Source organism: Enterobacter soli (genome assembly GCF_964208575.1).
GTDB classification, from domain to species: domain Bacteria; phylum Pseudomonadota; class Gammaproteobacteria; order Enterobacterales; family Enterobacteriaceae; genus Enterobacter; species Enterobacter soli_A.
The window spans coordinates 323,360-345,689 of sequence record NZ_CAXOFU010000001.1 but is presented as its reverse complement, the minus strand read 5'-3'; the positions used below and the strand labels follow the sequence as shown (position 1 = coordinate 345,689).

The following is a 22,330-nucleotide window of genomic DNA, read 5'->3' as shown; positions in this document are numbered from 1 at the left end:
CAGGCTAAGAAAATAAATCCCCCCGCACGCGGGGGGACGGGGTTACTTATGCTTCTCGACGATCAGCGGTTCGATATCGCTCTCTTTTTTAATCACCAGCGAATCATCCCCGCGCAGGCAGGTGCCGCCATAGTTCCCGCCGACGGTAAAGGTGCACACCTGAATATACTTGCCGTCGATGTTCGGCAGGCACCACAGCTGCTGGTAGATGTTTTTCCGGTCGACAAACTTGCCGCTGGATTTATCCAGCAGCTCATCGGTCGGGCTGATGAGATCGATGTTGCTCCCGCAGCGTCCGGCGATAGGTTTCACCGCATAGCCGGTCTGGTTCAGCAGTTCGTTAACCTCAAAATCGGTATCCAGCAGATAGCGGTGATTCGGGAACAGCTGCCACAGCACCGGGAGGATCGCCTTATTGCCGGGGATCACCGTCCACAGGGGTTCGAACACCAGCACTTCCGGGCGCAGCAGCACGTCGATCAGGCGCACTTCGCCCGCCGGGTGCCCGGTGCGGATCGGCACGGCGGCGTATTCGGTTTCGCTCACCTCGCGGATTTGCTCAATCGCGGTTTCCCAGGCCCAGGTTTTCCACACGCAGTTGACGTGGCGGCCCTCGTCGTCAATCAGCTGCCCGGCGGCGTCCCAGCTCAGCGCGCCTAGCCCGTGCAGGATTTTGGTTTCAAACCCGGCCTGCATCAGCGAGCGCTGGATAAACAGGGCGTGGTAATCCTCTTCGATATCGTTGTCCTGCATGATGTGAACAAACGGTCGCGCGTGGCTGTGCTTCCACGCGCCGGTCAGTTCCTCCAGCAGGCCTTCCGCCGGGTTGTGACCGTTCCCGCGATAGCCGTTCTTCACCCACTCTTCGAGGATCAGGCCGCCTTCGGTATGGCAGGATGCGGAATCGGCGTTGTACTCGTACACCTTGATGCCGCGCTCGTCCATGCAAAAATCCATACGGCCGGTGATCATGTGGTGACGCCGCCACTGCCAGGAAAGGCGCAGGCGCGGCCAGAGAATTTTCGGGATGTCGAAAAGCGCCAGCAGGCTGTCGTCTTTCAGCACCTTGTCGGTGGCGTGCAGGTACATCAGGTGCAGCTCGTTGGTCGCCTTGATCAGCTCCTGCTCGGCGCTTTCGGTGATGGTGAAATACTGGCAGGGATCTTTATTGATAAAGTGACCGTTGGCGCGCACGTAGGCCTGCTGCAGCGCATCGCTCTCGTTAAGCCATTTGCCGTCGAACTGACGCTTGTTTTTCAGCCGCGCCCCGCGGATTTTCAGCAGCTCGCCGTCGACTTCCGGCTGCGGAATGCTGTGTTCGGTGTCGTCGGTCTGGATCATCCAGCCCAGGATTTCGGTATCGCTGAAGGTGTCGTGCAGCGTATAGCAGCCGTTCTCAACGGTCATGCTCAGCTCGCGCGTCCACTGCTGCCCGAGCGGCAGCGGGGAATGGATAACGTTCTGCTCCGCGATGCGCACCTTGTCGTCCAGAAGCTGGGTGATGACCGCCACGTGGCCGGTTTCGTGGAACTCGCCGCCCTTTTGCCAGATGAGCAGCGCCCCGGCTTTCGGCGCGCGCTTCGAGCCGTTGGCGAAGGCCTGCAGCGGCAGGATGTTGTCGTTCACCACTTCGCGCAAAAAGCGCAGGGAGAAGATCTCCCACGCCATGCCGACGTCGGTGAACACCATACCGTAGTTGAGGAACAGGAAGCGGCGGGCAAACTCCACGCACTGCCATTTGTGTCCCATGTATTCGTTGCTGATATAGCTTCTGAAGTCCGCGTCTTCCGGGTAGCGACGTGGATCCAGGCTGCCATAGTTTGAAGAGTAAATCGCCACGCCACCCGGCGCATAGCCTAACAACGTCCCGAACGGAGCGTCACTGTTTAACTTTCCTTTACGCATGTTTCCAACCTAAAACAGGCAGGCGGCAATTTTTAGTAAGGTTGTCGTCGTCTGCACGTTGTAATTAACCTGACAGAGGGGGAATTATCATACACCCGCGCGACGCTTAAGTTACATGGTAAACAGCCAGCACGCCGCAAAATGCCCCGACGCAATCTCCTGCATGGCGGGCTCCCGGGACTGACACACCGGCATGGCGTGCGGGCAGCGGCTGCAGAACTTACAGCCCGGCAGCGCCGAGGTTGGCCCGGGAATTTCGCCGCGCAGGGTCGCCTCCTCCAGGTTACGAATGCGCGGATCGGGCTGCGGCACCGACGCCAGCAGCGCGCGGGTGTAGGGATGCGCCGGACGCTGATAAAGTTCGTTCGCGGGCGCAACCTCCACCAGCTTGCCGAGATACATCACCCCGATGCGGCTGGATATGTGGCGCACCATCGACAGATCGTGCGCGATGAACAGATAGGTGAGCGCCAGCTCCTGCTGGAGATCCTGCAAAATATTCACCACCTGCGCCTGCACCGACACGTCCAGCGCCGAGAGCGGTTCATCGCACAGCACAAATTCCGGACGCACCGAGAGCGCCCGCGCAATGCTGATGCGCTGACGCTGCCCGCCGCTGAACTCGTGCGGATAGCGCTGCAAATGCTCCTGCTTCAGCCCCACCTTGTAGAGCAGTTCTTCCGTCCGCTCCCGCTGCGCCTCGCGGCTGTAGCCGTGAATTTGCATCGGCTCGGCCACCAGCTGCTGCACGGTCATACCGGGGTTAAGCGACGAATAGGGATCCTGAAAAATCGCCTGCATCCGTTTGCGCAGCGGCTTGAGCTCTTTTTCACCCGCGCGGGCGATCTCCTGCCCGGCGAAGTGTATTTCGCCAGAGGTGATATCGAACAGGCGCAGGATGGCGCGCCCGAGGGTGGATTTCCCGCAGCCGGACTCGCCCACCAGGCCGAAAGTTTCCCCGCGCTGAATGTCAAAGCTCACGCCGTCAACGGCCTTCACCGCCACGCCTTTGCGCAGCAGGCCGCCGTTGATTTGATAGTGTTTGCGCAGTTCGCGCACGCTCACTAAAGGGCTGTTTTGTTCGCTCATGCCTGAACCTCCTTATCGGCCCAGAGCCAGCACGCGGCGCGATGGCCTTCTCCGGGGGTATAAAACGCAGGCTGGCGGTCGCACTGCGGCATCCGTTTCGGACAACGCTCGGCAAACGGGCAGCCGGGCGGCGGATTCAGCAGGCCCGGCGGCGTGCCTTCGATAGGCGACAGCCGATGGTTAACGTCGTCCGGACGCGGCAGCGAGGCCAGCAGCCCCTGGGTGTAGGGGTGCGCCGGGCGGTAGAAAATGTCCTCCACGCTCCCCTCCTCCATCACCAGCCCGCCGTACATCACCACCACGCGGCTGCACACCTGCGCCACCACGCCGAGATCGTGGGTGATGAGTAAAATCGCGGTCTGGGTTTGCTGCTGCAGGCTTTTCAGCAGCCGCAGGATCTGCGCCTGAATGGTCACGTCCAGCGCCGTGGTCGGCTCGTCGGCGATGAGCAGCTTCGGGTTGCAGGAGAGTGCAATGGCTATCATCACGCGCTGGCGCATCCCGCCGCTGAACTCGTGCGGATACTGGCTGTAGCGCCGCTCCGCTTCGGCAATCCCCACCTGCTCCAGCATCGCAATCGCCGCCGCTTTTGCCGCTTTTTTCGAGAGCTTTTTATTGCGTATCAGGATCTCCGACATCTGCCTGCCGATGGTCAGCACCGGGTTCAGGGCGGTCATTGGATCCTGAAAAATCATCGCGATGTCGTTGCCGCGTATCGCGCGCATCTGCTCGGGGGTTTTCTGCGCCAGATCGTCGTTCTGAAAGCGAATGCTCCCGCCGGCGATCCGCCCGTTGTTCCCCAGAAGCTGAATAATTGACTTGCAGGTGACGCTTTTTCCGCAGCCGGATTCCCCGACAATGCCGACAAGTTCCCCCGCCTGCACCTGAAAGCTCACGCCGCGCACCGCGTGGACGTCGCCGTCGCGAGTGCGGAAGGTGGTTTGCAGGTTATCGAGTTCTAATAAGTTACGCATCGCGGTTCGCTCCCGGCTCAAAGGCGGTGCGGAACACGTCGCCTAACACGTTAAAACTGAACACCGTCAGCAGGATCAGGATGCCCGGGAACATCGCCAGCCAGGAGGCTTCGCCAATGTACGACTGCGCGTTGTTGAGCATACTGCCCCAGGAGGCAGCCGGAGCCTGAACGCCTAATCCCAAAAAGCTCAGGGTGGATTCCATCAAAATCGCCGAAGCGATATTGAGGGTGGCGGCAACGATAATGGTCGGCAGCACGCCGGGAATAATGTGGCGCACGATAATGCGCAGCGGATGTTCCCCGGAGGCGCGGGCATAGAGAACATACTCGCGCTCTTTTACCGATAGCGTTTCGGCACGCACCAGCCGCGACATGTTCATCCACGTCAGCAGGCTGATGATCAGGATGATGTTGTCCACGCCGGGCTTGAGGTAGGCGTTGACCACCAGCAGCAGGAAGAAGGCCGGGATCGCCATCAGAATATCGACGGCGCGCATCATCAGGTTATCCAGCCAGCCGCCAAAATAGCCGCTCACCGTGCCGACAACCGTGCCAATCAGCGTCGAGAAGATCATCGCCAGAAACCCGACCATCAGCGAGATCTGCCCGCCGTACAGCGCGCGGGTGAAGTAATCCCGCCCGTACTCGTCGGTGCCGAACCAGTGCGCGGCGTCCGGCGGCAGGGTGCGGGCGCCAAGCGCCATGCGATCCGGATCGTAAGGGCTTAACCCGGCGCACAGCGCGGCGACGACGAAAACAAAGAGAACAAAAAGAGAGAACTGCGCCGGACGGTTGCGGCGCAGCTGGTGACGAACCTGTTGCCAGCGTCTGCTCATCCGGGTTACCTCAACGTGCGAATGCGGGGATCGGCGAAGCGATAGAGCAGATCGGCGATCAGGTTGCCGACGATCAGCATCATCGACGACAGCATGACGATCGCCATGATCAGCGGGTAGTCCAGCGAGGCGATCGACTGGATCCCCAGCAGCCCCATTCCCGGCCAGGAGAAGACGCTTTCCGTTACGTACGCGCCCACCACCAGCTCGCCAAACGACAGGCCGAACAGGGTGATCACCGGCAGCAGCACGTTTTTCAGCACATGGCGGAACAGAATGCCGGAACGCGTTGCACCGTAGGCGAGCTGGGTCTGAACATAGTCAGCCGAGAGCTGCGAGATGGTATTGGAGCGGATATAGCGCACGTAGCTGGAGAGGTTGTAAAACGTCAGAGCGATGCACGGCAGCACGCCGTGGCGTAGCACGTCCAGCCCGTTGTCCTCCATACCGATCGTGCGCATCCCCATGCTGGGGAACCAGTTGAGCTGCACGGCAAAGACGGTGATGAGCAGAATGCCGAACCAGAAAATCGGCACCGAGATGCCGATATAGGCGAATACATTCAGCACATGATCCAGCCAGCGGTGCTTAAACGCTCCCGCCAGCAGGCCGAGCGGGATCGCCAGCACGATGGCCAGCAGCAGCGATGCGCCCATCAGCCCGAGGGTCGCCGGAATGCGTTCGGCAATCATCTCCAGCACCGGACGGTGGTAGATCAGCGAATAGCCGAGATCGCCCTGCAGGACGTTTTTCAGCCACATCACGTACTGGGTCACCAGCGGCTTATCCAGCCCCAGACTCTCGCGGATACGCGCGATATCTTCCGGCGCCATGCGCGGCGTAATGTACGCGGCAACCGGATCGCCGGGGGCGAGCTTCACCAGCAAAAACGCCACCAGTGAAATAAAGAAAAGCATCGGCAGCAGTTGCAGCAGCCGACGCGTCAGAAGTGTGTTCACGACATGCCCTTACACGCTTACGCGCCAAAAAAAGCCCCGGCCAGACGACCGGGGCGACAGCTTATTTTTGGTAGATTTTTGACAGATCCTGGAACAGATAGACCGGTTTCGGCTCGGCTTCCTGAGTGCCGCCGAAGCGTTTATCCACGGCGACGGTCGCATTGGTGTAGGCGATAGGGTAGTAGGTCATGTCGTTTGCCACGGTCTGCTGAATTTGCTTGTAGATATCAGCGCGCTTCGCGGCATCGGTTTCCACCGCGCCTTTATCCCACAGGGCGTCGAACTGCGGATTTTTGTAGTGGGCGTAGTTGTAAGCTTCGTTGCTCATAAACAGCGACTTATAGCCGTCCGGCTCTGAACCCATGATGTAGCCGCCCAGGTTCAGCTCCCACGCGGTGTTGTTCATGTCCAGGCTGCGCTGAGACATGGCGTTGGTGTCCAGCGGCATCAGCTCAACGTTCACCCCAATCCCCTTCAGCGCCTGCTGAATGTACAGCGCCATGCTCTCCTGGGTTTTGTTGGTGTTCACGTAGGCCAGACGCAGCTTCAGGTTGTCCGGCGCGCCGGATTCCTTCAGCAGCGCTTTGGCTTTCTGCTGGTCGAATTTGTACTGCTCGACGTCGTCGGTTTTATACAGAGTATCCGGCGTCAGGAAGGAGGTGGCCGGCTTCGCGTAATCCAGCGAGGTAAAGGCGGTCTGGGTCAGCTCGTCTTTGTTGATGGCGTAGGCGATGGCCTGACGCAGTTCCTTGCTTTTCATGACCGGCACGTTCTGGTTGAAGGTCATGTAGGCCAGACGCCCTTCCGGGTAAACCACGAAATCGAATTTACCGGTATTTTTCAGGCGCGAGACGTCCTGCGGGTCAACCATTTTGAGGTTAATCTCGCCGTTTTGCAGCGCCAGGTTCGCGGAGTTGCTGTCCTTGGCAAAACGGTACGTCACGGAATCCAGCTTCGCTTTGCCGTTCCAGTAATCGTCGAACCGGGTCAGGGCGTAATACTGCCCGGCGCGGTACTCTTTGAACTTGAACGGCCCGGAGCCAACCGGCGCATCGTTTTTAGTGCTCTTTTCCAGATCGCCCTCGTTAGCAAAAACGTGCTGCGGGATCGGGTAGATCTGCACCAGGGTGCCGGTAAAGGCGGCGCTGACCTGCGGTAAGGTGAACTTCACGGTGCGTTCATCCACTTTACTCACCTGTACTGGCTTATCGCCGTAGGTGAACATGCTGCGGAAGAAGCTGTGCTGTTTGGCATCCAGCAATTTATTGAAGGTGAAGACCACGTCGTCCGCGGTCAGCGGCTGGCCGTCCTGCCATTTCAGGTTCGGTTTTAAGGTCATGGTATAGCTGAGGTTATCGGCGGAAGGCGTCAGGCTTTCCGCCAGGCCCCATTCAATTTTGCCGTTATTGAAGCTGTAAAGCGGCGCATAAAGCGCCTGCATAATGGTTAACGTGGTACGGTCGCTGGCGTAGAGTGGATTCACGGCGAGCGGGTCGCCGGAGGTGATGCCAATAATCAGTGAGCCGCCCTCTTTCGGGGTATCACTTTTTGCCGCTGGCGTGTTTGCTGTCTCTTTATTTTTCGCATCGTCACAGCCTGCCAGACCTAACGCGAGCGATATTACAACTGCGGATAACAGAAGCTTACGCATCTCACTAACTCCTTGCCTGATAAAGTATTTACTACTGCGTCTTTTATTTATGTTGAAGCATCATATTCAGCTTTCTCTATTTACGCATTAACAATGAAAATGCGATTTTCGATTAAGCTTATGCCGAAATTGATATATATAAGCGCCAGAAGGAATAGCGACGAATTCGTTGCGCTCGCAACGTTAAACGGTTCACAAATCTCCTGCTACACTGCCTCAACACATCACTAAAAAGGCAGACCAACATGTCAGACAATAATTATCAGCCACCGAAAGTGTGGGAATGGAAACAGAACAACGGCGGCGCGTTCGCCAATATCAACCGTCCGGTATCGGGCGCAACCCACGAGAAAACTCTGCCCGTGGGTTCCCATCCGCTGCAGCTCTACTCCCTGGGTACGCCAAACGGCCAGAAGGTGACCATCATGCTCGAAGAGCTGCTGGCGCTGGGCGTGACGGGCGCGGAGTACGACGCGTGGCTGATTCGCATCGGCGAGGGCGATCAGTTCTCCAGCGGTTTTGTTGACGTGAACCCGAACTCGAAAATACCGGCGCTTCGCGACCACTCCACGAACCCGCCGACGCGCGTATTTGAATCCGGCAACATCCTGCTGTACCTCGCAGAGAAGTTTGGCCATTTCCTGCCAAAAGATCCGGCCGGACGCACGGAAACCCTGAACTGGCTGTTCTGGCTGCAGGGCTCCGCCCCGTTCCTCGGCGGCGGCTTTGGGCACTTCTATAACTACGCGCCGGTGAAGATTGAGTACGCGATTGACCGCTTCACGATGGAAGCCAAGCGCCTGTTCGACGTGCTGGACAAGCAGCTGGCCCGCGGACGTTACGTGGCGGGTGAAGAGTACACCATCGCCGACATCGCCATCTGGCCGTGGTTTGGCAGCGTGGCGCTCGGCAACGTGTATAACGCCGCTGAGTTCCTGGATGCGGAGAAGTACACCAACGTACAGCGCTGGGCGAAAGACGTGGCGAACCGCCCGGCGGTGAAGCGCGGACGTATCGTGAACCGTACCAACGGTGAGCTGAACGAGCAGCTGCACGAGCGTCACGCCGCGAGCGATTTTGATACGAATACGGAAGATAAGCGTCAAGGGTAGTGGCAGCGGGAATTCCCTCGCCCCTTTGGGGAGAGGGTTAGGGTGAGGGGAATATACGGCTCTGGTGGTTGTTCCGTTCACCTTACGTTCTCTGCTTCTCTGTTATCACAACGCTTGTGAACGTGTCAGGGAGGCTCACCGCCGCCTCCCTGACAACCCGGGCTCCCGGCAAGAAAATCGTCGCTTCGCGATGCCCTCAGCGTTTGCTCCAGGCTAATCGGGGACGGGCGGATGAAACGTCCCTGTAAAGCCGCCCTCGACGCGCATCCATGCGCGTCGCCCCGGCCTTCCGTAAACGCTTCGGCGATTTTCAGCCGGAACAGGGTGTGGCTGTAACCTGCTTAGTTTTCTGACGCATTCTCATCGCTTCGAAGATAAACATGACTGAGAATTCCTCAGCACTCGGAAGAAGGTGAAAATCCTGCCCGCTGTAGTATTTCCTGCGCCTTAACCGACCGTAAATAAACGGCTAACCGCTGCCCCTCCCCACTCATCACCCCACAAGCATATTCCGCACGCGGGTTAAACGGCGCGGGAATCTCCATCACCGTCAGTCCGGGAATCTCCCGCAGCCTTGCCGCATAGCTGGCGTAGCCAATAAACGCGTCCGCCTGTCCGCCGTGGATAATCCACTCGGCCGCCAGCCTGCCCGTCGGTACAGGCGCGGAATCGCGGCCGCCCACCAGCGCTTTTGCGCGCTCGCGCACCGCCTCGCCCGCAGTCCCCATGCGGGTAAACAGCGCCTGGGTGTAATCCCCGGAGGGATCGGCCCCCGCCGTAGAGGTCGCCACGCGTAAACCCTCGCGCGTCAGCGCGGAGTGCCAGTCGTCCCCGCTCTGGAGCAGGTCGCTGCGCACCGTCAGGCACAGGCGATTGCTGGCAAACGGCACCACTGCCAGCGCCCGCCCGGATGCCAGCAGCGCCTGCGGATGGGCAAGGTTGGCCGAGGCAAACAGGTCGCACGCCTCGCCGGCTTCAATACGCTCGCGCAGCAGCCCGGCGGGCCCGAACTGCGTTTCAACAGGTTCCGGAAAGTGCGCCATAAGCTCCTGCCACACCACCCGCAGGCTGCCCGCCGCCAGCGCGCGCATCAGTCGATCCCCTGATACGTGGTGCGATAGAAACGCTGATACCAGTCGTTCGCCACCTTGCGCATATCCACGTCTTTAAACTTCTCCGGGTAGAGCTTTTTCGCCATCCACAGCTCGCCGATACCCATCGCCTCGGGCATCGGATAGCCCCAGGCCTTGGCGTAGTCAGGCATCAGGTAAACGCGATGATGTTTCACCGCATCGATAGTCTGCCACTGCCGCCCGGTTTCGATCTCTTTCACCACGGACGGATACCTGTCCTGAACGAAGATCACCTGCGGGTTCCAGGCGATCACCTGCTCCATCGCCACGGTTTTGAACCCCTGTATGGTCGCCGCCGCCACGTTAACCGCCCCCGCGTGCGCCATCATCAGGCCGGTGTATTTTCCGGAACCGTAGGTGGTGAGTTCCGGGTTAGCCATATAGGCGCGAACGCGTTTTTCCGCCGGGACATCTTTCAGGCGATCGCTGACCATCCTGCGCCCCCGGTCGGTTGCCTCGATCAGCGCCTTTGCCTCGGGCTGTTTATTGACGATCTCGCCAATCAGCGCGATCCCCTCGCGCAGCCCGCGATCGTAGGCCTGCTCCTCGTCCGCCATCGTCGGGTTCAATTTGGCTTTTTCACCTGCGGCATCGTGGCGCAGAGAAATCGCCACAACGGGAATGCCGAGGCTGCTTATCGTGTCGATCATCTCCTGCGGCGCGTAGTTGGTGACGAACACCACCTGCGGCTTCAGCGCCACCAGCTTTTCCGGGTCGACGTGGGTGAGATCGCCAAGCGTCGCCTTCTGGTTCAGCTCTGGCGCCAGACGCGCGTAGCCGTCGCCCAACTGCTGCTTCCAGTTCGCCATCACCCCCACGATTTTATCGGTGGCATTCATCTGCACCAGCAGGTTCAGGGTCTGGTGCTGGAGCACGACGATGCGGTCGACGTTATCCGGAATGGTAACGATACGGCCAATCTGATCGGTTATCTGGCGGGATGCCTGAGAAGATAACGGGAGTAAAATCAGTACGCTAAACGCGACTGCCTGCCAAAAGCGCTGTTTCATAAGTTCCTCACATTTCGTTATGCAATGAATTATACAGCGATCTGCCAAGCGAGTCGTGGTGTGCTTTGGGGGTAGCGGCATCATTAGCCTAATGGATGGGTCAATAAAGCTGGCAGGATCGCGGGCGCCGTGGCGTTGCCCGGCAAAAGCGTGCTGAAAGGGGCAGCCGTCGGCGCCGGTTCCGGCGCGCTGATTGGTGAAGCTACGCACTAAGCGCGCTGCCGGGCAACAGGGCGTTGCCAGGCCTGATGGTCATTCCCTTCCGGCAGGATCAATGATGATCGTCATACTGATGCTCAATCACCATCCCTTCAGCCACGCTTGCCACATGGCGCGCGCGCTGATGATAAACCGGCGCAGGCGCTGGCGCGACGTAGGTCGTTTGCGCGGGCGCGGGCGCTACGCTTATCGCCTCCGGCACGGTGGTAGATGACGGCACGATCACCACTTTATAACCGCTTGGTACGTCAACGGTGACGCTTTGCGCCAGGGCAACGTTCGCCATCGCCAGCCCAATCAGAGCGGCCAAAGAAAGAAGACTTTTTTTCATATAAATGCTAATTCCAGTACAGAGAAGAGGTATTAGCATGACAAAGAAATCTTAAGGCCAGATTAATTTCCGCCGTTTTGAATGTGCAGAAAATGCCAAATTTATCGTTACACATTTTAAGATGACAACTGCTCGGGTAATAGCTGGCTTATCCTTCGGGTGAGTTCGACATCGTTTTTAACCCCCAGCTTGCCCATAATTTTTCGCTTATGCGTGCTGACCGTTTTTTCGCTACGAAACAGCAGCTTTGATATTTCCACGCCGCAGTAGCCCTGGCGCAGATACTTCACAATATTATGCTCGGCCGGCGTCAGAACGATCTCCTCGCAGGCGCGCGGAATATCCAGAAACCGCGCGGCAAGCGGGCTCAGATAACGCTTTTTACGCAACACCTCATCCAGAATATCGCGCATGCGAAAAGTGAATTCATCCACGCACAAAATAGAGCACCGGTGGGATGTTACCAGCCTCTCCATTAGCGCTCGCTGCGTTATCTTAAGCATTATCAGCGTATTTTTACGCCGTAAGGCGTGAGCAGGGAAATCTGTTTCCGATAGGTACTTCGTACCGTCAATAATCAGCAGTTGATAAGGCTCATATTCAGACGCAGAGAGCGGGGAAAGCGTAAACTGCCAGTCAGGATTATTGCTCACCAGGCTTTCGAGACTCTGTCGAATCCCGGAAATAATAATATTGCACTGCGAGACATAGCGAATTTGGCAAATATACATGACATTCCCTAATCATAGATTGATGTGAGCTGACCGAGGCTCGACATTAATGTCGTCCATCCCGACTTCGTTTCAATATCCAGGCGAACGCAGGCGTTACGCTTAAACGTAAACACCGTCTTGTAATTACAGTTTCGGCGGCTGGCGACCTCGCGGGTATCCATTCCAGAAGCATAATCAAGCAGCACGTTCAGTTCTGCCGGGGAGAGTTTCACTCGCTCTTTCCTGGGGAGAGCGGGGGCGCAAATCAGTGCCTCAAGCGCGTCTTCCAGCGCATCCTCCGTTAAGGCGTGATGGGCGCCCGCCGCGATAAACAGCTTTGCCAGCAGCTCGTCCTGACAGGGGAAATAGACGATCGACGTCAGCGGCATCGTTTGGGTGAATCGCAGGGTGCGCAGCACGCTGGACACCAGGCTTCCCAGCCCACCCGCGCCAATCAGCAGCACGTTCTCCTCGCCCGACTGAACGCAAAGCTCTTCCGTTAAATGTTCCAGAGAATAGCACTGCACAACGTTAAAATTGCGGTCCTTCAACGACGCGCAAATACCGCCCCGAATGAGCGCGCGCATCTCAAAAAGTATGACTCGCGGCAAGGTAGCTTTGCCATCCATTGCGATAAATCCTTTATTGTTAATGTCATGACAGGATAATTATCGCGGGGTTTTATTCAACGCAAACGACATCCTTTATTGGACACAAAAGTCAGGGGCATTTTACGCCCTAACGCAAATCTCCCTCTTTTTTCAACAGCATATTTACAAGCTCAGATAAACTGGCAAGAATCATTCTTATTTCCTTAAGAATCGTCGCATGTCAGAACAGGCGCTGAAACAGCAGATCCAGAATCTGAAAAAGCATAACGCCCGGCTTGCCAGGCTGGCGCGTGACGCCCGCAGCAAGCTCAGCGCCGCCCTCGACGGCACGGGCCTGTGCCTGTGGCAGCTCGACGTGCCGACGGGAAAGCTGATCATCTATAACCGCCGCTGGGGATCGATGCTGGGCTATCAGCCGAAGGAGCTGAACGCGCAGTTCGAGGTCTGGCGCGAGCATCTCCATCCGGATGACAGGCAGCAGGTGCTGGACGCCTTTTACGACCATCTGCACGGCAAAACCCCCTTCTATGAAGCGCTGCACCGGATGCAGCATAAAAACGGCACCATCACCTGGGTGCTGGACAGGGGGCGGGTCAGCGAGCGGGACGCGCAGGGTAACCCGCTCAAGGTCACCGGCACGCATATTGATATGACCAAAGAGAAGCAGTATGAGGAACAGCTCGCGCTGCTGGCAAACCACGATCCGCTCACCGGCCTTGCCAACCGCCATGCGCTTATCAAGCACTTTAGCGAACTAAACGCGCGCGGCCCGCTGTGCGTGGCGTTTATCGATCTCGACGATTTTAAAACGGTTAACGATACCTTCGGCCATCGCAGCGGCGACGAGCTGCTGATCCAGCTGAGCCGACGCCTGCGCGACAGCTGCCCCCAGGGCACCGTCGTGGGGCGGCTGGGCGGCGATGAGTTTGTGCTCCTGCTGCCCTTCCCGCTCTCCAGCCTGCTGGTGAACAGCGCGGCGCACGCCTGCCTGCGGGCGGCGCTGACGCCCTTCGAGCTGGACAACGGCGAGGCGCGGGTGGGCGCCTCGATCGGTATCGACGAAGCACAGCCCCCGGATGATTTTGTGAATGCCCTGCGCCGCGCGGACCAGTCGATGTACCAGATTAAGCACACCGGGAAAAACGGCGTGGCGATTGGCTCGACGCTTATCTCAATCACCCGCACCGGAACGGACGCATGAAAAGCCGCCGACAGCAGAACATCGTAACGCTGCTTAGCGACAGCGACTGGCTGACCACCGACGCGCTGGCCGGGCAGCTCGGCGTGAGCAAAGAGACCATCCGCCGGGATCTGAGCGACCTCCAGCAGCAGGGAAAAATTTTGCGCCAGCACGGACGGGCGCGGCTGATCCACCCGGACAGTCGCGACAGCGGCGAGCCGTTCGGGTCGCGCCTGAAAAGCCACTACGCGGATAAAGTCGATATCGCCCGCCACGCGCTGGCGTACATCAGCGAAGGGATGACGCTCGCGCTCGATGCCAGCTCAACCTGCTTTCACCTCGCCCGCCAGCTGCCCGACCTGCCGCTTACCGTGTTCACCAACAGCCTGCCGATTTGCCACGAGATGTCGAAGCGCGAGAACATCACGCTGATCTGCTCCGGCGGCACGCTTGCGCGCAAATACCGCTGCTACGTCAACCCGGCGCTGGTCACGCAGCTCAAAGGGCTGGAGATCGATCTGTTTATCTTTTCCTGCGAGGGCGTGGACGAACGGGGGGTGATGTGGGATCCGGTGGCCCATAACGCTGCCTACAAAGCGCAGCTGCTGGGCCGGGCGGACCAGTCGCTGCTGCTGATCGACAAAAGCAAATTCCAGCGCTCCAGCGAGGTGAAGATTGGCCTGCTTTCTCAGGTGACGCACGTTATTCAGAGCGACAGCAAAGGCCGCGCGGAGCGGCCTTGACAGAGGAAGAACTCAGAAGGAAACCCAGTCGTCCGACGTACCCGCAGGTTTCGCCCGTACCGGGGTTTTAAGCGGCGCGGCGGCAACCGGGCTTTGCGGCTCCTGCGCCGACAGGCGGAATTTCTGCACCGAACGCTGCAGCTCTTCAGTCTGACGCTCCAGCGCCGAAGCGGCGGCAGAGACCTGCTCCACCAGCGAGGCGTTCTGCTGGGTTACGCCGTCCATCTGGCCAATCGCCACGCCCACCTGGGAAATGCCTTTGCTCTGCTCTTCCGAGGCGGCCGCAATCTGCTTCATGATGGTGGTCACTTCGGTGACGGCGCGCAGGATGGCCTCCATCGTGGTGCCCGTTTCGTTCACCAGCTGCGCCCCCTGCTCCACGCGGGATACGGAATCGGCGATCAGCCCTTCGATCTCTTTTGCGGCATTCGCGCTGCGGCTTGCGAGGTTACGCACTTCCCCCGCGACCACGGCGAAACCGCGCCCCTGCTCGCCCGCGCGCGCCGCTTCCACCGCCGCGTTCAGCGCCAGAATGTTGGTCTGGAAGGCAATGCTGTTGATCACGGTGGTGATCTCCGCGATTTTCTTCGAGCTGTCGGAAATCCCGCTCATGGTGGTCACCACGTCGTCCACCAGCGAGCCGCCGCGGCTGGCGGTGGTGGAGGCGACGTCTGCCAGCTGGCTTGCCTGACGCGCGCTTTCCGCGTTCAGTTTCACCGTGGCGGTGAGCTGCTCCATGCTGGCGGCAGTCTCTTCCAGCGCCGCCGCCTGCTCTTCGGTTCGCGAAGAGAGATCGTTGTTGCCGCTGGAAATCTCGGTGGCGCCGCGCCAGATGTTTTCACTGCCGGAACGAATGGTGCTTACCGCTTCCCGCAGGCTGTCCTGCATCGCGCTCAGCAGTGGAACCAGCTGCCCGACGCAGTTGCGGCCAAACGGCGCAATCGGCTGGCTGAGGTCGCCCTGCGCAATCTGACGGAACTGATGGCGGATCCTCTCCAGCGGTTTGACCAGCATCGCCACCAGGTAGCGGTCGGTAAAGAGCAGGATCAGCAGGCCAATGAGGGTGGCGGTAATAATCACCGTGCGGGTGGTGCTGGTCAGGCCGTCGACCACCACGCGGGTGCTGTCGAGGGATTTCGCGGCGGCGTTGTTGAAGCTTTCCGCGGCAGCGCCGAACGCGCGGCTGAGGGGTGGCGTAACGTTATTCGCCTGCTGGCGGTAGCCGTCGAGGGAGTCCTGTTTAGCCTGCTGCATTTGCGGCGTCACGCCCTGGTCGAGCAGCGCCTGCCAGGTGCTTATCACCTGGGCGGAAACCTGCTCGTCCATCGGGCCGGGAGAGAGGGTTTTCATCTGCGCCAGCTTTTTGCTCATGTTATCCAGCGCCTGCTGGGCAGGAGCCAGATCCGGCGTACCGCCTGCGGCTTTGACCTCCATCGCGCGGCTCAGGCGGGTGACGAAACGGAAATACTGATCGTTGCCCTGGCTCAGCACCGTCATCTGCTGCACGAGCTGCCTGTCGACCTCGTTACCGTCCGTGACTTTAGAAAGTGACCAGGTGCTGTATAAGCCAACGCCAGCCCACATCAAACAAAAGATCCCCAGAATCGTCAGCATGACGAAGCGGATCGTGAAATTACGAAGCATCTGCATAAGGTTTTTCCTTGCCGTGAGGGTGAATTCGCCCAGAGGCGAGCCTTACCCTCGTTATCGGCAGAGGCTGGGGAAAATCTAACCTTTTATGAGTGTTTTTTACTGACGAAATCTAATCATTTCAGATACTTTTCAAACCAGCTTAACGTTCGCTTCCAGGCAAGCTCTGCGGCGGGTTCATCGTATCTGGGGGTGGAATCGTTGTGAAATCCGTGGTTTACGCCAGGATAGATATAAGCTTCGTAGACCTTATTATTCAATTTAAGCGCTGCTTCATAGGTAGGCCAGCCCTCGTTAATATTTTTATCGAGTTCCGCATAATGCAGCAGAAGCGGTGCTTTTATCTTCGGAACATCTGCCGCCGGCGGCTGACGGCCGTAAAACGGCACGGCGCAATCCAGCTCCGGGTAGGCCACCGCCGCGGCGTTGGATACCCCTCCGCCGTAGCAAAACCCGGTGATGCCCACTTTTCCGCTGGCGTCGGGATGTTTTCTCATAAATTCCACGGCGGCAAAGAAGTCGTTCATCAGCTTTGTCGGATCGACCTTCTGCTGGAGCACCTTGCCCTCTTCGTCGTTGCCCGGATAGCCGCCCACCGAGCTTAACCCGTCCGGCGCCAGCGCGATGTAACCGGCTTTGGCCACGCGCCGCGCGACGTCTTCGATATAGGGATTCAGGCCGCGGTTTTCGTGTACCACCACCACGGCGGGCACCTTGCCGCTGGCCTTAGCCGGCTTCACCAGATAGCCCCGTACCTCGCCGTGACCCTCCGGCGACGGGTAGTGAATGTATTCCGGCAGGATATCGGGATCGGTGAACTTCACCTGCTCCGCCAGGGCGTAGTTGGGCTTGAGCATGTTGAACAGGGCCAGCGCCGTCACGCCGCCCACGGCATAGCGCGCCGCCAGGTTGAGGAACTCGCGCTTGCTGATTTTGCCGTGCGCGTAGTAGTCGTAATAATCGAGCAATTCTTGCGGGAAATCTTTGGCGGTCAGGCGCGTCATCGCATATCTCCAGGAATTGTGATTTGATAAGCATAGAATGAAAACGCTGTTTCGAAAATTCATCGACAAGAAAGGAGACATCATGTCCTGGCAACCCTACCCTGGCCGCTACGAGAACATGCAGTACCGCTACTGCGGAAAAAGCGGCCTGCGCCTGCCCGCGCTCTCCCTGGGCCTGTGGCACAGTTTTGGTCACGTTCAGGCGCTCGATTCCCAGCGCGCGCTGCTGCGAAAAGCCTTCGACTTAGGCATTACCCATTTCGATCTCGCCAACAACTACGGCCCGCCGCCGGGCAGCGCCGAGGAGAATTTTGGCCGCCTGCTGCGGGAAGAGTTCGCCGCGTATCGCGATGAGCTGATCATTTCCACCAAAGCGGGCTACGACATGTGGCCGGGCCCCTACGGCTCGGGCGGTTCGCGCAAATACCTGCTCGCGAGCCTCGACCAGAGCCTCAAGCGCATGGGCGTGGACTACGTGGATATTTTTTACTCCCACCGCGTGGACGAGAACACGCCGATGGAAGAGACTGCCGCTGCCCTGGCCCACGCCGTCCAGAGCGGCAAAGCGCTGTACGTCGGGATTTCGTCCTACTCCACCGAGCGCACGCAGAAAATGGCCGAGCTGCTGCGGGAGTGGAAAATCCCGCTTCTTATCCACCAGCCGTCTTACAACCTGCTCAACCGCTGGGTCGATAAAACCGGGCTGCTGGACACGCTAGCCGCTAACGGCACGGGCTGCATCGCCTTCACCCCGCTGGCGCAGGGTTTGCTGACCGGAAAATACCTGAACGGCATTCCAGAGGGTTCACGCATGCAGCGCGAGGGCAAAAAGGTGCGCGGGCTGACGGAGAAAATGCTGACCGACGCCAACCTGAACAGCCTGAACCTGCTGAACAAAATGGCGCACGCGCGCGGGCAGACAATGGCGCAGATGGCGCTAAGCTGGCTGCTGAAGGATGAGCGCGTGACCTCGGTGCTGATTGGCGCGAGCCGTCCGGAGCAGCTGGAAGAGAACGTACAGGCGCTGGAAAACCTTCGCTTTACGGAGGACGAGCTGAAGCAAATTGACCAGCACGTTGCGGACGGTGAGCTGAATTTGTGGCAGGCGTCGTCGGATAAGTAGAGTGGTCTGAGGATTCTTTAGTGCGTTTTATTCTTATGAAGCGACTAAAGGCGTCATTAAAATAAATGGCTTACAGCGGCTCCCTGGTCCGGCTGAAAATCGCCGAAGCGTTTCCTGTAGGCCGGGGCGAGGCGCAGGGATGCGCCGAGAGGGCGCGACTTGCAGGGACGCTGCATCGCGCCCGACCCGAAAGCCGAAAGGAATAAGCTGAGGGCACCGCGAAGCGGCGATTTTCTTGCCGGGAGCCCGGGTGGTCAGGGCGGCGGCGACTGAGCCGCCCTGACACGTTCACAAGTGTTGTGGTCACAGAGAAGCAGAGAACGTGAAGTGAACGGAACAACCTCTGAAGCCGCATGTCCCCCTCACCCTAACCCTCTCCCCAAAGGGGCGAGGGGATTGCTGTGTGCGAACATTGATCCCTCAGCCCGCATCGCGGGCGAAGGCCAACGTTTTATTTCTTACTGATCTTATCCAGATACCCCATCACAAACGCTGACAGCACAAACGTCAGGTGGATAATCACGTACCACATCAGCTTATTATCCGGGACGTTCTTGGCGTCCATAAACACCCGCAGCAGGTGGATAGACGAGATCGCCACGATCGAGGCCGCCACCTTGTTCTTCAGGGACGAGGCATCCATTTTGCCCAGCCAGTTCAGCTTCTCTTTGTGTTCAGAGATATCAAGCTGCGAAACAAAGTTCTCGTAGCCCGAGAACATCACCATCACCAGCAGGCCGCCGACCAGCGTCATGTCCACCAGCGAGAGCAGCACCAGAATCAGGTCTGCTTCGGCAATGGAGAAGATGTTGGGCAGAACGTGCAGGATTTCCTGGAAGAATTTAATGGTCAGCGCGACCAGGGCCAGGGAAAGACCGAAATAGACGGGCGCCAGTATCCAGCGAGAGGCGTACATTGCGTTTTCAAAGAAGCGTTCCATAGTGTCCTGTCTGCAAACGAAACCAGCGCGCAGTATATCGCAACGGCGCAGACTGTTTGCAACAGCTAAACAACAGAACACTTACACTTCGTCCGGATTTACCTCCGGGCGAGCATATTCCGGCCACACCAGCACTACCAGCTCCGGGTACGCCTCCAGGCTGAATTCACGAAAGCACTGGCGCAGGTTTAACACGTCTAAATCGGAGTACGACACTTTCTCGCCGTTCAGACAGCGCTTCTTGATATTGTCATAATATTTATACACCGCGGAATTGAGATCGCTGCAGCGACGCTGCGCTTCAAACAGTCCGGGCGTATCGTTAATTTGCGACATCTTCATTCGTTTTATTGTCGCGTGAAGAAAGTCGATATATTCATGGTTAACGCGCCAGTACCATACCGGCGTGACGGAGTTCATCAGAACGGAAAAATGATCTTCCCCTTCCTCTTTTGTCATGGGTACCGGCTGCGGCGATTCGCTGACGTCTTTTGTCTGTTTTGTTTTATTGAACTCTTGCATCAATAAAAGCACGCCGGCGGTCAGTAATAGTAATGTAATGACCGTAAAGAAAATGCTGTTCATGGGTAGGCTCCATTTTTTTTGATTTTAAAATTGCCTCATGTTATTGTCAACGAATCTCACGCCTTTAATAACCCCACCCTGTTGAATTTAAAGGAAATTAAAAAATGCTGCCTGACAATCTTGTCCCGGCAAAGTACCACATTACGCCTGTGGAACAGCCTTCGACGGAAGCAGAAAAAGAGGCTAATTTCACTCAGGGAAAAAGAAAACTCTCCGATTTTGAAGCCGACATATTAATTGGTGTTTCCCGAACCGGGAAGTCGCGTAATATGGTGCTGGAGGAGCACGACCGTCATATAAAAGACCGGTTATTCCGCGCTGTTAAAATTGAAGCCTTTGTTCATCTTCTCAATGACCTGCAGGCCGAAGGCGAAATAGACGCTCAAAAACTCAGCCAAATAATGACCGAAAAAACCAAAGAAATAAACGAAGCGGGCAATGAAATTTGGCTTAATTTAATTACGCGTGAGAAAAACAACCCTATTTTTTATCAGCTGGGGGACGATTAGCGTGAAGGAAGTTGACAATAATAACGTTTATTTGACTTTAGATAACAAAAAAAGTGACGAGTTTATCTTAAAGCAAAATCTCGACGCGTTGAAAAACACAAAGAATGTGGAAATGACGCGAATTACCCAGGATCTGATTTCTATCCCCGCCACGCTGGTGCGCCTGAAATGGCAGAACCGCCGTGAGATTTATTCGTTGCAGGTAAAAGAGGAGATCTACGGCGCGGTGATTAACGCGATTATTGAACAACGCCCTGAGCTGAAGGATAAAATCCTCGGCCGCCTCGAAGCCAACTACCAGTACCTGCTGGCAAGGGAAACGGCCACCCTGCGCCTGACCCGCAAACTCTCCGACGGGAATTACCGCACGTCGAACGTCACCTGCGTCGCGCTGGACGAAGACGCGCTGGCCCCGGCCACCAACGCTCCTTCCGAACCGCAAAATTAATCAAACCTGAATACCGCAATCGCCTCTTTCAGCTGACCCGTGTGCTGTTGCTGCTGCTCTGCCACCTGCAACGTTTGCGCGACGTGCTGCACATTCTCCTGCACGCTGGCATCAATGCTGGCAATGCTTCCGTTCATCTGCGCGATACTCGCCCGCTGCTGCTCGCTCATCTGTGAAAGCTCCTCCAGCAGCGAGCGCAGCCCGTCGATACATTCAATGATCGATTTCATCGTCTGCCCGGCGTGCTCGACCTGTTCGACCCCGTGCTGCGTGGTCGCCTGGGACGTTGTCAGAAGCTGACGAATGTCCTTCGCCGCCCCTTCGCTCCGCTGGGCCAGAATACGCACCTCGGAGGCCACTACCGCAAACCCCTTCCCGTGCTCGCCCGCCCTGGCCGCCTCGACGGACGCGTTTAGCGACAGGATATTCGTCTGGAAGGCAATCCCGTCGATCAGCTCCAGAATGGTGTAAATGCGCTGGGACTCCTCGCGGATTTGCTCCATCGCCGCTATCGCCTGGCGCACGTTCTCGCCGCCCTGCTCCGCCACCTCGCTGGCGTTGAGCGCCATCTCCCTGACCTGAGTGGCCTTTTGGGTGGTCTGGGTGGCGACGGCGCTGAGCCGCTCCATCGCGCTGGCTGCGGTCGCGAGCGAAGAAGCCTGGTTCTCGGTGCGCTGGGAAAGCGCGCTGTTACGCTGGCGCAGCGCGCGGGACGCCTCCAGAAGCTGCCCGACGCTGGCGCTGACCTGCTCAAGGGTGGCGCGCATGGTGCCGAGCGTCAGGCTGAAGGTGCGGGCGAAAGAGGAGTCGGCAGGCTCGCTGTCCACGGCCAGCGTCAGATACCCCGGCTCGCGGTTAATCACGCCGGCAAGCCTTGCCACCTCGCTTGCCGAACGGGCGTCCTGCTCCATACGCACCGCCAGCAGCACCAGGATGGCGGTCTGTACCACCACAAACAGCCCGTGGAAGACCACCATGTGAAAACCGGTGTGCATGAAGACCATCACGCCGTAGAGATCGTTTTCCTGCAAATAGTTAAAAATTAGATGATGCAGCGCGATAACCGCCGCCCCCATCACCAGCGGACGCCAGTCTCGCCAGGCCAGCAGCGCCGAGAGCAGCACAAAGACCGAGAAGTGATATTCGGTTTCCCCTTCCCCCAGATGAATGAGCAATGCGGAATAGGCCATCAGCACAAATGCAAAGCTGAGGCGCAGCAGTAAGGATCCGGGGAGCAGAATCGCGATAAGCGTGGAGAGCGCCGCCAGCACGGTGCCGACAATCGCCCCCTGCGTCAGGCTGTCGTTCATATATCCCACGCCCAGCGAAACGCACCACAGGGCCCAGATAAGCACCAGCATCAGGCGGTCGGCTCGCTGTCGAATTGCAGATAATGAGATGAGGTCGGGTTGAGGCGCGTGCGGGTGCAGCCATGTCATCATAGCCATAGGGAGTCTCTTGCTGTGCAGGTGAAAGAGTGCCTTCCCTGTGGGAAGGTGTTTATTATTTTTTTATTAAGCGTAGCCGCTATTTTTCTTTATCTACGCTGCAACGAAATAAATTCTTTATTATTCAGTCGCTATTAAATCGCGCTTTATCACGA

Annotated in this window: 22 protein-coding genes and 1 pseudogene; 7 read left to right on the top strand and 16 right to left on the bottom strand. The window is 58.0% G+C overall.

Annotated features, from left to right (window positions below):
• Positions 1-42: 42 nt before the first annotated feature.
• The 6 genes from gss to AB6V08_RS01650 all read right to left on the bottom strand — a co-directional run bounded on the left by gss (position 43) and on the right by AB6V08_RS01650 (position 7,416).
• On the bottom strand, positions 43-1,905 hold the full coding sequence (gss, locus tag AB6V08_RS01675; RefSeq protein ID WP_368540949.1) for a bifunctional glutathionylspermidine amidase/synthase: 1,863 nt from the start codon (positions 1,903-1,905) through the stop codon (positions 43-45).
• Positions 1,906-2,016: 111 nt separating this feature from the next.
• The gene (locus AB6V08_RS01670; protein WP_368540948.1) at positions 2,017-2,994 is read right to left on the bottom strand and encodes an ABC transporter ATP-binding protein; all 978 of its coding nucleotides are present in this window, start codon (positions 2,992-2,994) and stop codon (positions 2,017-2,019) included.
• Positions 2,991-3,968, bottom strand: a complete 978-nt coding sequence (locus AB6V08_RS01665) for an ABC transporter ATP-binding protein (protein ID WP_368540947.1) — start codon at positions 3,966-3,968, stop codon at positions 2,991-2,993. Before AB6V08_RS01665 ends, AB6V08_RS01670 begins: the two co-directional genes overlap by 4 nt.
• Entirely contained in the window at positions 3,961-4,806 is an 846-nt protein-coding gene (locus tag AB6V08_RS01660; protein WP_368540946.1) for an ABC transporter permease, read from the bottom strand. The genes AB6V08_RS01665 and AB6V08_RS01660 overlap by 8 nt, the downstream gene beginning before the upstream one ends.
• Positions 4,807-4,811: 5 nt before the next feature.
• On the bottom strand, positions 4,812-5,765 hold the full coding sequence (locus AB6V08_RS01655) for an ABC transporter permease (protein ID WP_368540945.1): 954 nt from the start codon (positions 5,763-5,765) through the stop codon (positions 4,812-4,814).
• Positions 5,766-5,826: 61 nt separating this feature from the next.
• A complete protein-coding gene (locus AB6V08_RS01650; protein WP_368540943.1) occupies positions 5,827-7,416 on the bottom strand; it encodes an ABC transporter substrate-binding protein in 1,590 nt (529 codons plus the stop codon).
• Positions 7,417-7,661: 245 nt separating this feature from the next.
• Between AB6V08_RS01650 and yghU the strand changes: the two genes are divergently transcribed.
• A complete protein-coding gene (yghU, locus tag AB6V08_RS01645; protein ID WP_368540942.1) occupies positions 7,662-8,528 on the top strand; it encodes a glutathione-dependent disulfide-bond oxidoreductase in 867 nt (288 codons plus the stop codon).
• A gap of 395 nt (positions 8,529-8,923) precedes the next feature.
• Here the strand turns inward: yghU and AB6V08_RS01640 are convergent, their stop codons facing one another.
• Both AB6V08_RS01640 and AB6V08_RS01635 read right to left on the bottom strand, forming a co-directional pair.
• Positions 8,924-9,619 (bottom strand): molybdate ABC transporter substrate-binding protein, encoded by a 696-nt coding sequence (locus AB6V08_RS01640; RefSeq protein WP_368540941.1) that lies wholly within the window; start codon positions 9,617-9,619, stop codon positions 8,924-8,926.
• On the bottom strand, positions 9,619-10,671 hold the full coding sequence (locus AB6V08_RS01635; RefSeq protein WP_368540940.1) for an ABC transporter substrate-binding protein: 1,053 nt from the start codon (positions 10,669-10,671) through the stop codon (positions 9,619-9,621). Before AB6V08_RS01635 ends, AB6V08_RS01640 begins: the two co-directional genes overlap by 1 nt.
• Positions 10,672-10,791: 120 nt before the next feature.
• On the opposite strand from AB6V08_RS01635, the pseudogene AB6V08_RS01630 reads away from it, so the two are divergent.
• A pseudogene (locus AB6V08_RS01630) lies at positions 10,792-10,884 on the top strand (glycine zipper family protein); the annotation flags it as partial.
• A 58-nt stretch (positions 10,885-10,942) separates the two neighbouring features.
• Here the strand turns inward: AB6V08_RS01630 and AB6V08_RS01625 are convergent.
• The 3 genes from AB6V08_RS01625 to AB6V08_RS01615 all read right to left on the bottom strand — a co-directional run bounded on the left by AB6V08_RS01625 (position 10,943) and on the right by AB6V08_RS01615 (position 12,563).
• A complete protein-coding gene (locus AB6V08_RS01625; RefSeq protein WP_368540939.1) occupies positions 10,943-11,221 on the bottom strand; it encodes a hypothetical protein in 279 nt (92 codons plus the stop codon).
• Positions 11,222-11,337: 116 nt separating this feature from the next.
• Positions 11,338-11,952, bottom strand: coding sequence for a helix-turn-helix transcriptional regulator (locus AB6V08_RS01620; RefSeq protein ID WP_368540938.1), 615 nt, complete (start codon positions 11,950-11,952; stop codon positions 11,338-11,340).
• Between the two features lie 8 nt (positions 11,953-11,960).
• On the bottom strand, positions 11,961-12,563 hold the full coding sequence (locus AB6V08_RS01615; RefSeq protein ID WP_368540937.1) for a helix-turn-helix transcriptional regulator: 603 nt from the start codon (positions 12,561-12,563) through the stop codon (positions 11,961-11,963).
• Positions 12,564-12,762: 199 nt separating this feature from the next.
• Here AB6V08_RS01615 and AB6V08_RS01610 point away from each other — a divergent pair, with 199 nt between their 5' ends.
• Positions 12,763-13,746, top strand: a complete 984-nt coding sequence (locus AB6V08_RS01610; RefSeq protein WP_368540936.1) for a diguanylate cyclase domain-containing protein — start codon at positions 12,763-12,765, stop codon at positions 13,744-13,746.
• Complete coding sequence (gene fucR / locus AB6V08_RS01605; RefSeq protein ID WP_368540935.1) at positions 13,743-14,468, top strand: L-fucose operon activator; 726 nt, start codon at positions 13,743-13,745, stop codon at positions 14,466-14,468. The genes AB6V08_RS01610 and fucR overlap by 4 nt, the downstream gene beginning before the upstream one ends.
• Positions 14,469-14,480: 12 nt before the next feature.
• Here the strand turns inward: fucR and AB6V08_RS01600 are convergent, their stop codons facing one another.
• Complete coding sequence (locus AB6V08_RS01600; protein ID WP_368540934.1) at positions 14,481-16,118, bottom strand: methyl-accepting chemotaxis protein; 1,638 nt, start codon at positions 16,116-16,118, stop codon at positions 14,481-14,483.
• Positions 16,119-16,234: 116 nt separating this feature from the next.
• Positions 16,235-17,122 (bottom strand): YghX family hydrolase, encoded by an 888-nt coding sequence (gene yghX, locus AB6V08_RS01595; RefSeq protein ID WP_368540933.1) that lies wholly within the window; start codon positions 17,120-17,122, stop codon positions 16,235-16,237.
• 82 nt (positions 17,123-17,204) lie between these two features.
• On the opposite strand from yghX, the gene AB6V08_RS01590 reads away from it, so the two are divergent.
• A complete protein-coding gene (locus AB6V08_RS01590) occupies positions 17,205-18,245 on the top strand; it encodes an aldo/keto reductase (RefSeq protein WP_368540932.1) in 1,041 nt (346 codons plus the stop codon).
• Positions 18,246-18,696: 451 nt separating this feature from the next.
• On the opposite strand, the gene AB6V08_RS01585 is transcribed toward AB6V08_RS01590, so the two are convergent.
• Both AB6V08_RS01585 and AB6V08_RS01580 read right to left on the bottom strand, forming a co-directional pair.
• The gene (locus AB6V08_RS01585; RefSeq protein ID WP_368540931.1) at positions 18,697-19,185 is read right to left on the bottom strand and encodes a TIGR00645 family protein; all 489 of its coding nucleotides are present in this window, start codon (positions 19,183-19,185) and stop codon (positions 18,697-18,699) included.
• An 81-nt stretch (positions 19,186-19,266) separates the two neighbouring features.
• A complete protein-coding gene (locus tag AB6V08_RS01580) occupies positions 19,267-19,770 on the bottom strand; it encodes an ESA_00282 family adhesion-associated protein (protein WP_368540930.1) in 504 nt (167 codons plus the stop codon).
• Positions 19,771-19,874: 104 nt separating this feature from the next.
• On the opposite strand from AB6V08_RS01580, the gene AB6V08_RS01575 reads away from it, so the two are divergent.
• Together AB6V08_RS01575 and AB6V08_RS01570 are read left to right on the top strand one after the other, a co-directional pair.
• Positions 19,875-20,279 (top strand): hypothetical protein, encoded by a 405-nt coding sequence (locus AB6V08_RS01575; RefSeq protein ID WP_368540929.1) that lies wholly within the window; start codon positions 19,875-19,877, stop codon positions 20,277-20,279.
• A 1-nt stretch (position 20,280) separates the two neighbouring features.
• Positions 20,281-20,727 (top strand): cytoplasmic protein, encoded by a 447-nt coding sequence (locus AB6V08_RS01570; RefSeq protein ID WP_368540928.1) that lies wholly within the window; start codon positions 20,281-20,283, stop codon positions 20,725-20,727.
• On the opposite strand, the gene AB6V08_RS01565 is transcribed toward AB6V08_RS01570, so the two are convergent.
• Positions 20,724-22,175: a methyl-accepting chemotaxis protein gene (locus AB6V08_RS01565; RefSeq protein ID WP_368540927.1), complete on the bottom strand. Its 1,452-nt coding sequence runs from the start codon at positions 22,173-22,175 to the stop codon at positions 20,724-20,726. The two genes, AB6V08_RS01570 and AB6V08_RS01565, sit on opposite strands and share 4 nt — an antisense overlap.
• Between the last annotated feature and the right edge of the window lie 155 nt (positions 22,176-22,330).

What these genes read in the sequence shown, in the direction of transcription:
- gss (WP_368540949.1), bottom strand. Translation starts at nt 1,905, where the DNA reads ATGCGTAAAGGAAAGTTAAACAGTGACGCTCCGTTCGGGACGTTGTTA.
- AB6V08_RS01670 (WP_368540948.1), bottom strand. Translation starts at nt 2,994, where the DNA reads ATGAGCGAACAAAACAGCCCTTTAGTGAGCGTGCGCGAACTGCGCAAA.
- AB6V08_RS01665 (WP_368540947.1), bottom strand. Translation starts at nt 3,968, where the DNA reads ATGCGTAACTTATTAGAACTCGATAACCTGCAAACCACCTTCCGCACT.
- AB6V08_RS01660 (WP_368540946.1), bottom strand. Translation starts at nt 4,806, where the DNA reads ATGAGCAGACGCTGGCAACAGGTTCGTCACCAGCTGCGCCGCAACCGT.
- AB6V08_RS01650 (WP_368540943.1), bottom strand. Translation starts at nt 7,416, where the DNA reads ATGCGTAAGCTTCTGTTATCCGCAGTTGTAATATCGCTCGCGTTAGGT.
- yghU (WP_368540942.1), top strand. Translation starts at nt 7,662, where the DNA reads ATGTCAGACAATAATTATCAGCCACCGAAAGTGTGGGAATGGAAACAG.
- AB6V08_RS01640 (WP_368540941.1), bottom strand. Translation starts at nt 9,619, where the DNA reads ATGCGCGCGCTGGCGGCGGGCAGCCTGCGGGTGGTGTGGCAGGAGCTT.
- AB6V08_RS01635 (WP_368540940.1), bottom strand. Translation starts at nt 10,671, where the DNA reads ATGAAACAGCGCTTTTGGCAGGCAGTCGCGTTTAGCGTACTGATTTTA.
- AB6V08_RS01625 (WP_368540939.1), bottom strand. Translation starts at nt 11,221, where the DNA reads ATGAAAAAAAGTCTTCTTTCTTTGGCCGCTCTGATTGGGCTGGCGATG.
- AB6V08_RS01620 (WP_368540938.1), bottom strand. Translation starts at nt 11,952, where the DNA reads ATGTATATTTGCCAAATTCGCTATGTCTCGCAGTGCAATATTATTATT.
- AB6V08_RS01615 (WP_368540937.1), bottom strand. Translation starts at nt 12,563, where the DNA reads ATGGATGGCAAAGCTACCTTGCCGCGAGTCATACTTTTTGAGATGCGC.
- AB6V08_RS01610 (WP_368540936.1), top strand. Translation starts at nt 12,763, where the DNA reads ATGTCAGAACAGGCGCTGAAACAGCAGATCCAGAATCTGAAAAAGCAT.
- fucR (WP_368540935.1), top strand. Translation starts at nt 13,743, where the DNA reads ATGAAAAGCCGCCGACAGCAGAACATCGTAACGCTGCTTAGCGACAGC.
- AB6V08_RS01600 (WP_368540934.1), bottom strand. Translation starts at nt 16,118, where the DNA reads ATGCAGATGCTTCGTAATTTCACGATCCGCTTCGTCATGCTGACGATT.
- yghX (WP_368540933.1), bottom strand. Translation starts at nt 17,122, where the DNA reads ATGACGCGCCTGACCGCCAAAGATTTCCCGCAAGAATTGCTCGATTAT.
- AB6V08_RS01590 (WP_368540932.1), top strand. Translation starts at nt 17,205, where the DNA reads ATGTCCTGGCAACCCTACCCTGGCCGCTACGAGAACATGCAGTACCGC.
- AB6V08_RS01585 (WP_368540931.1), bottom strand. Translation starts at nt 19,185, where the DNA reads ATGGAACGCTTCTTTGAAAACGCAATGTACGCCTCTCGCTGGATACTG.
- AB6V08_RS01580 (WP_368540930.1), bottom strand. Translation starts at nt 19,770, where the DNA reads ATGAACAGCATTTTCTTTACGGTCATTACATTACTATTACTGACCGCC.
- AB6V08_RS01575 (WP_368540929.1), top strand. Translation starts at nt 19,875, where the DNA reads ATGCTGCCTGACAATCTTGTCCCGGCAAAGTACCACATTACGCCTGTG.
- AB6V08_RS01565 (WP_368540927.1), bottom strand. Translation starts at nt 22,175, where the DNA reads ATGGCTATGATGACATGGCTGCACCCGCACGCGCCTCAACCCGACCTC.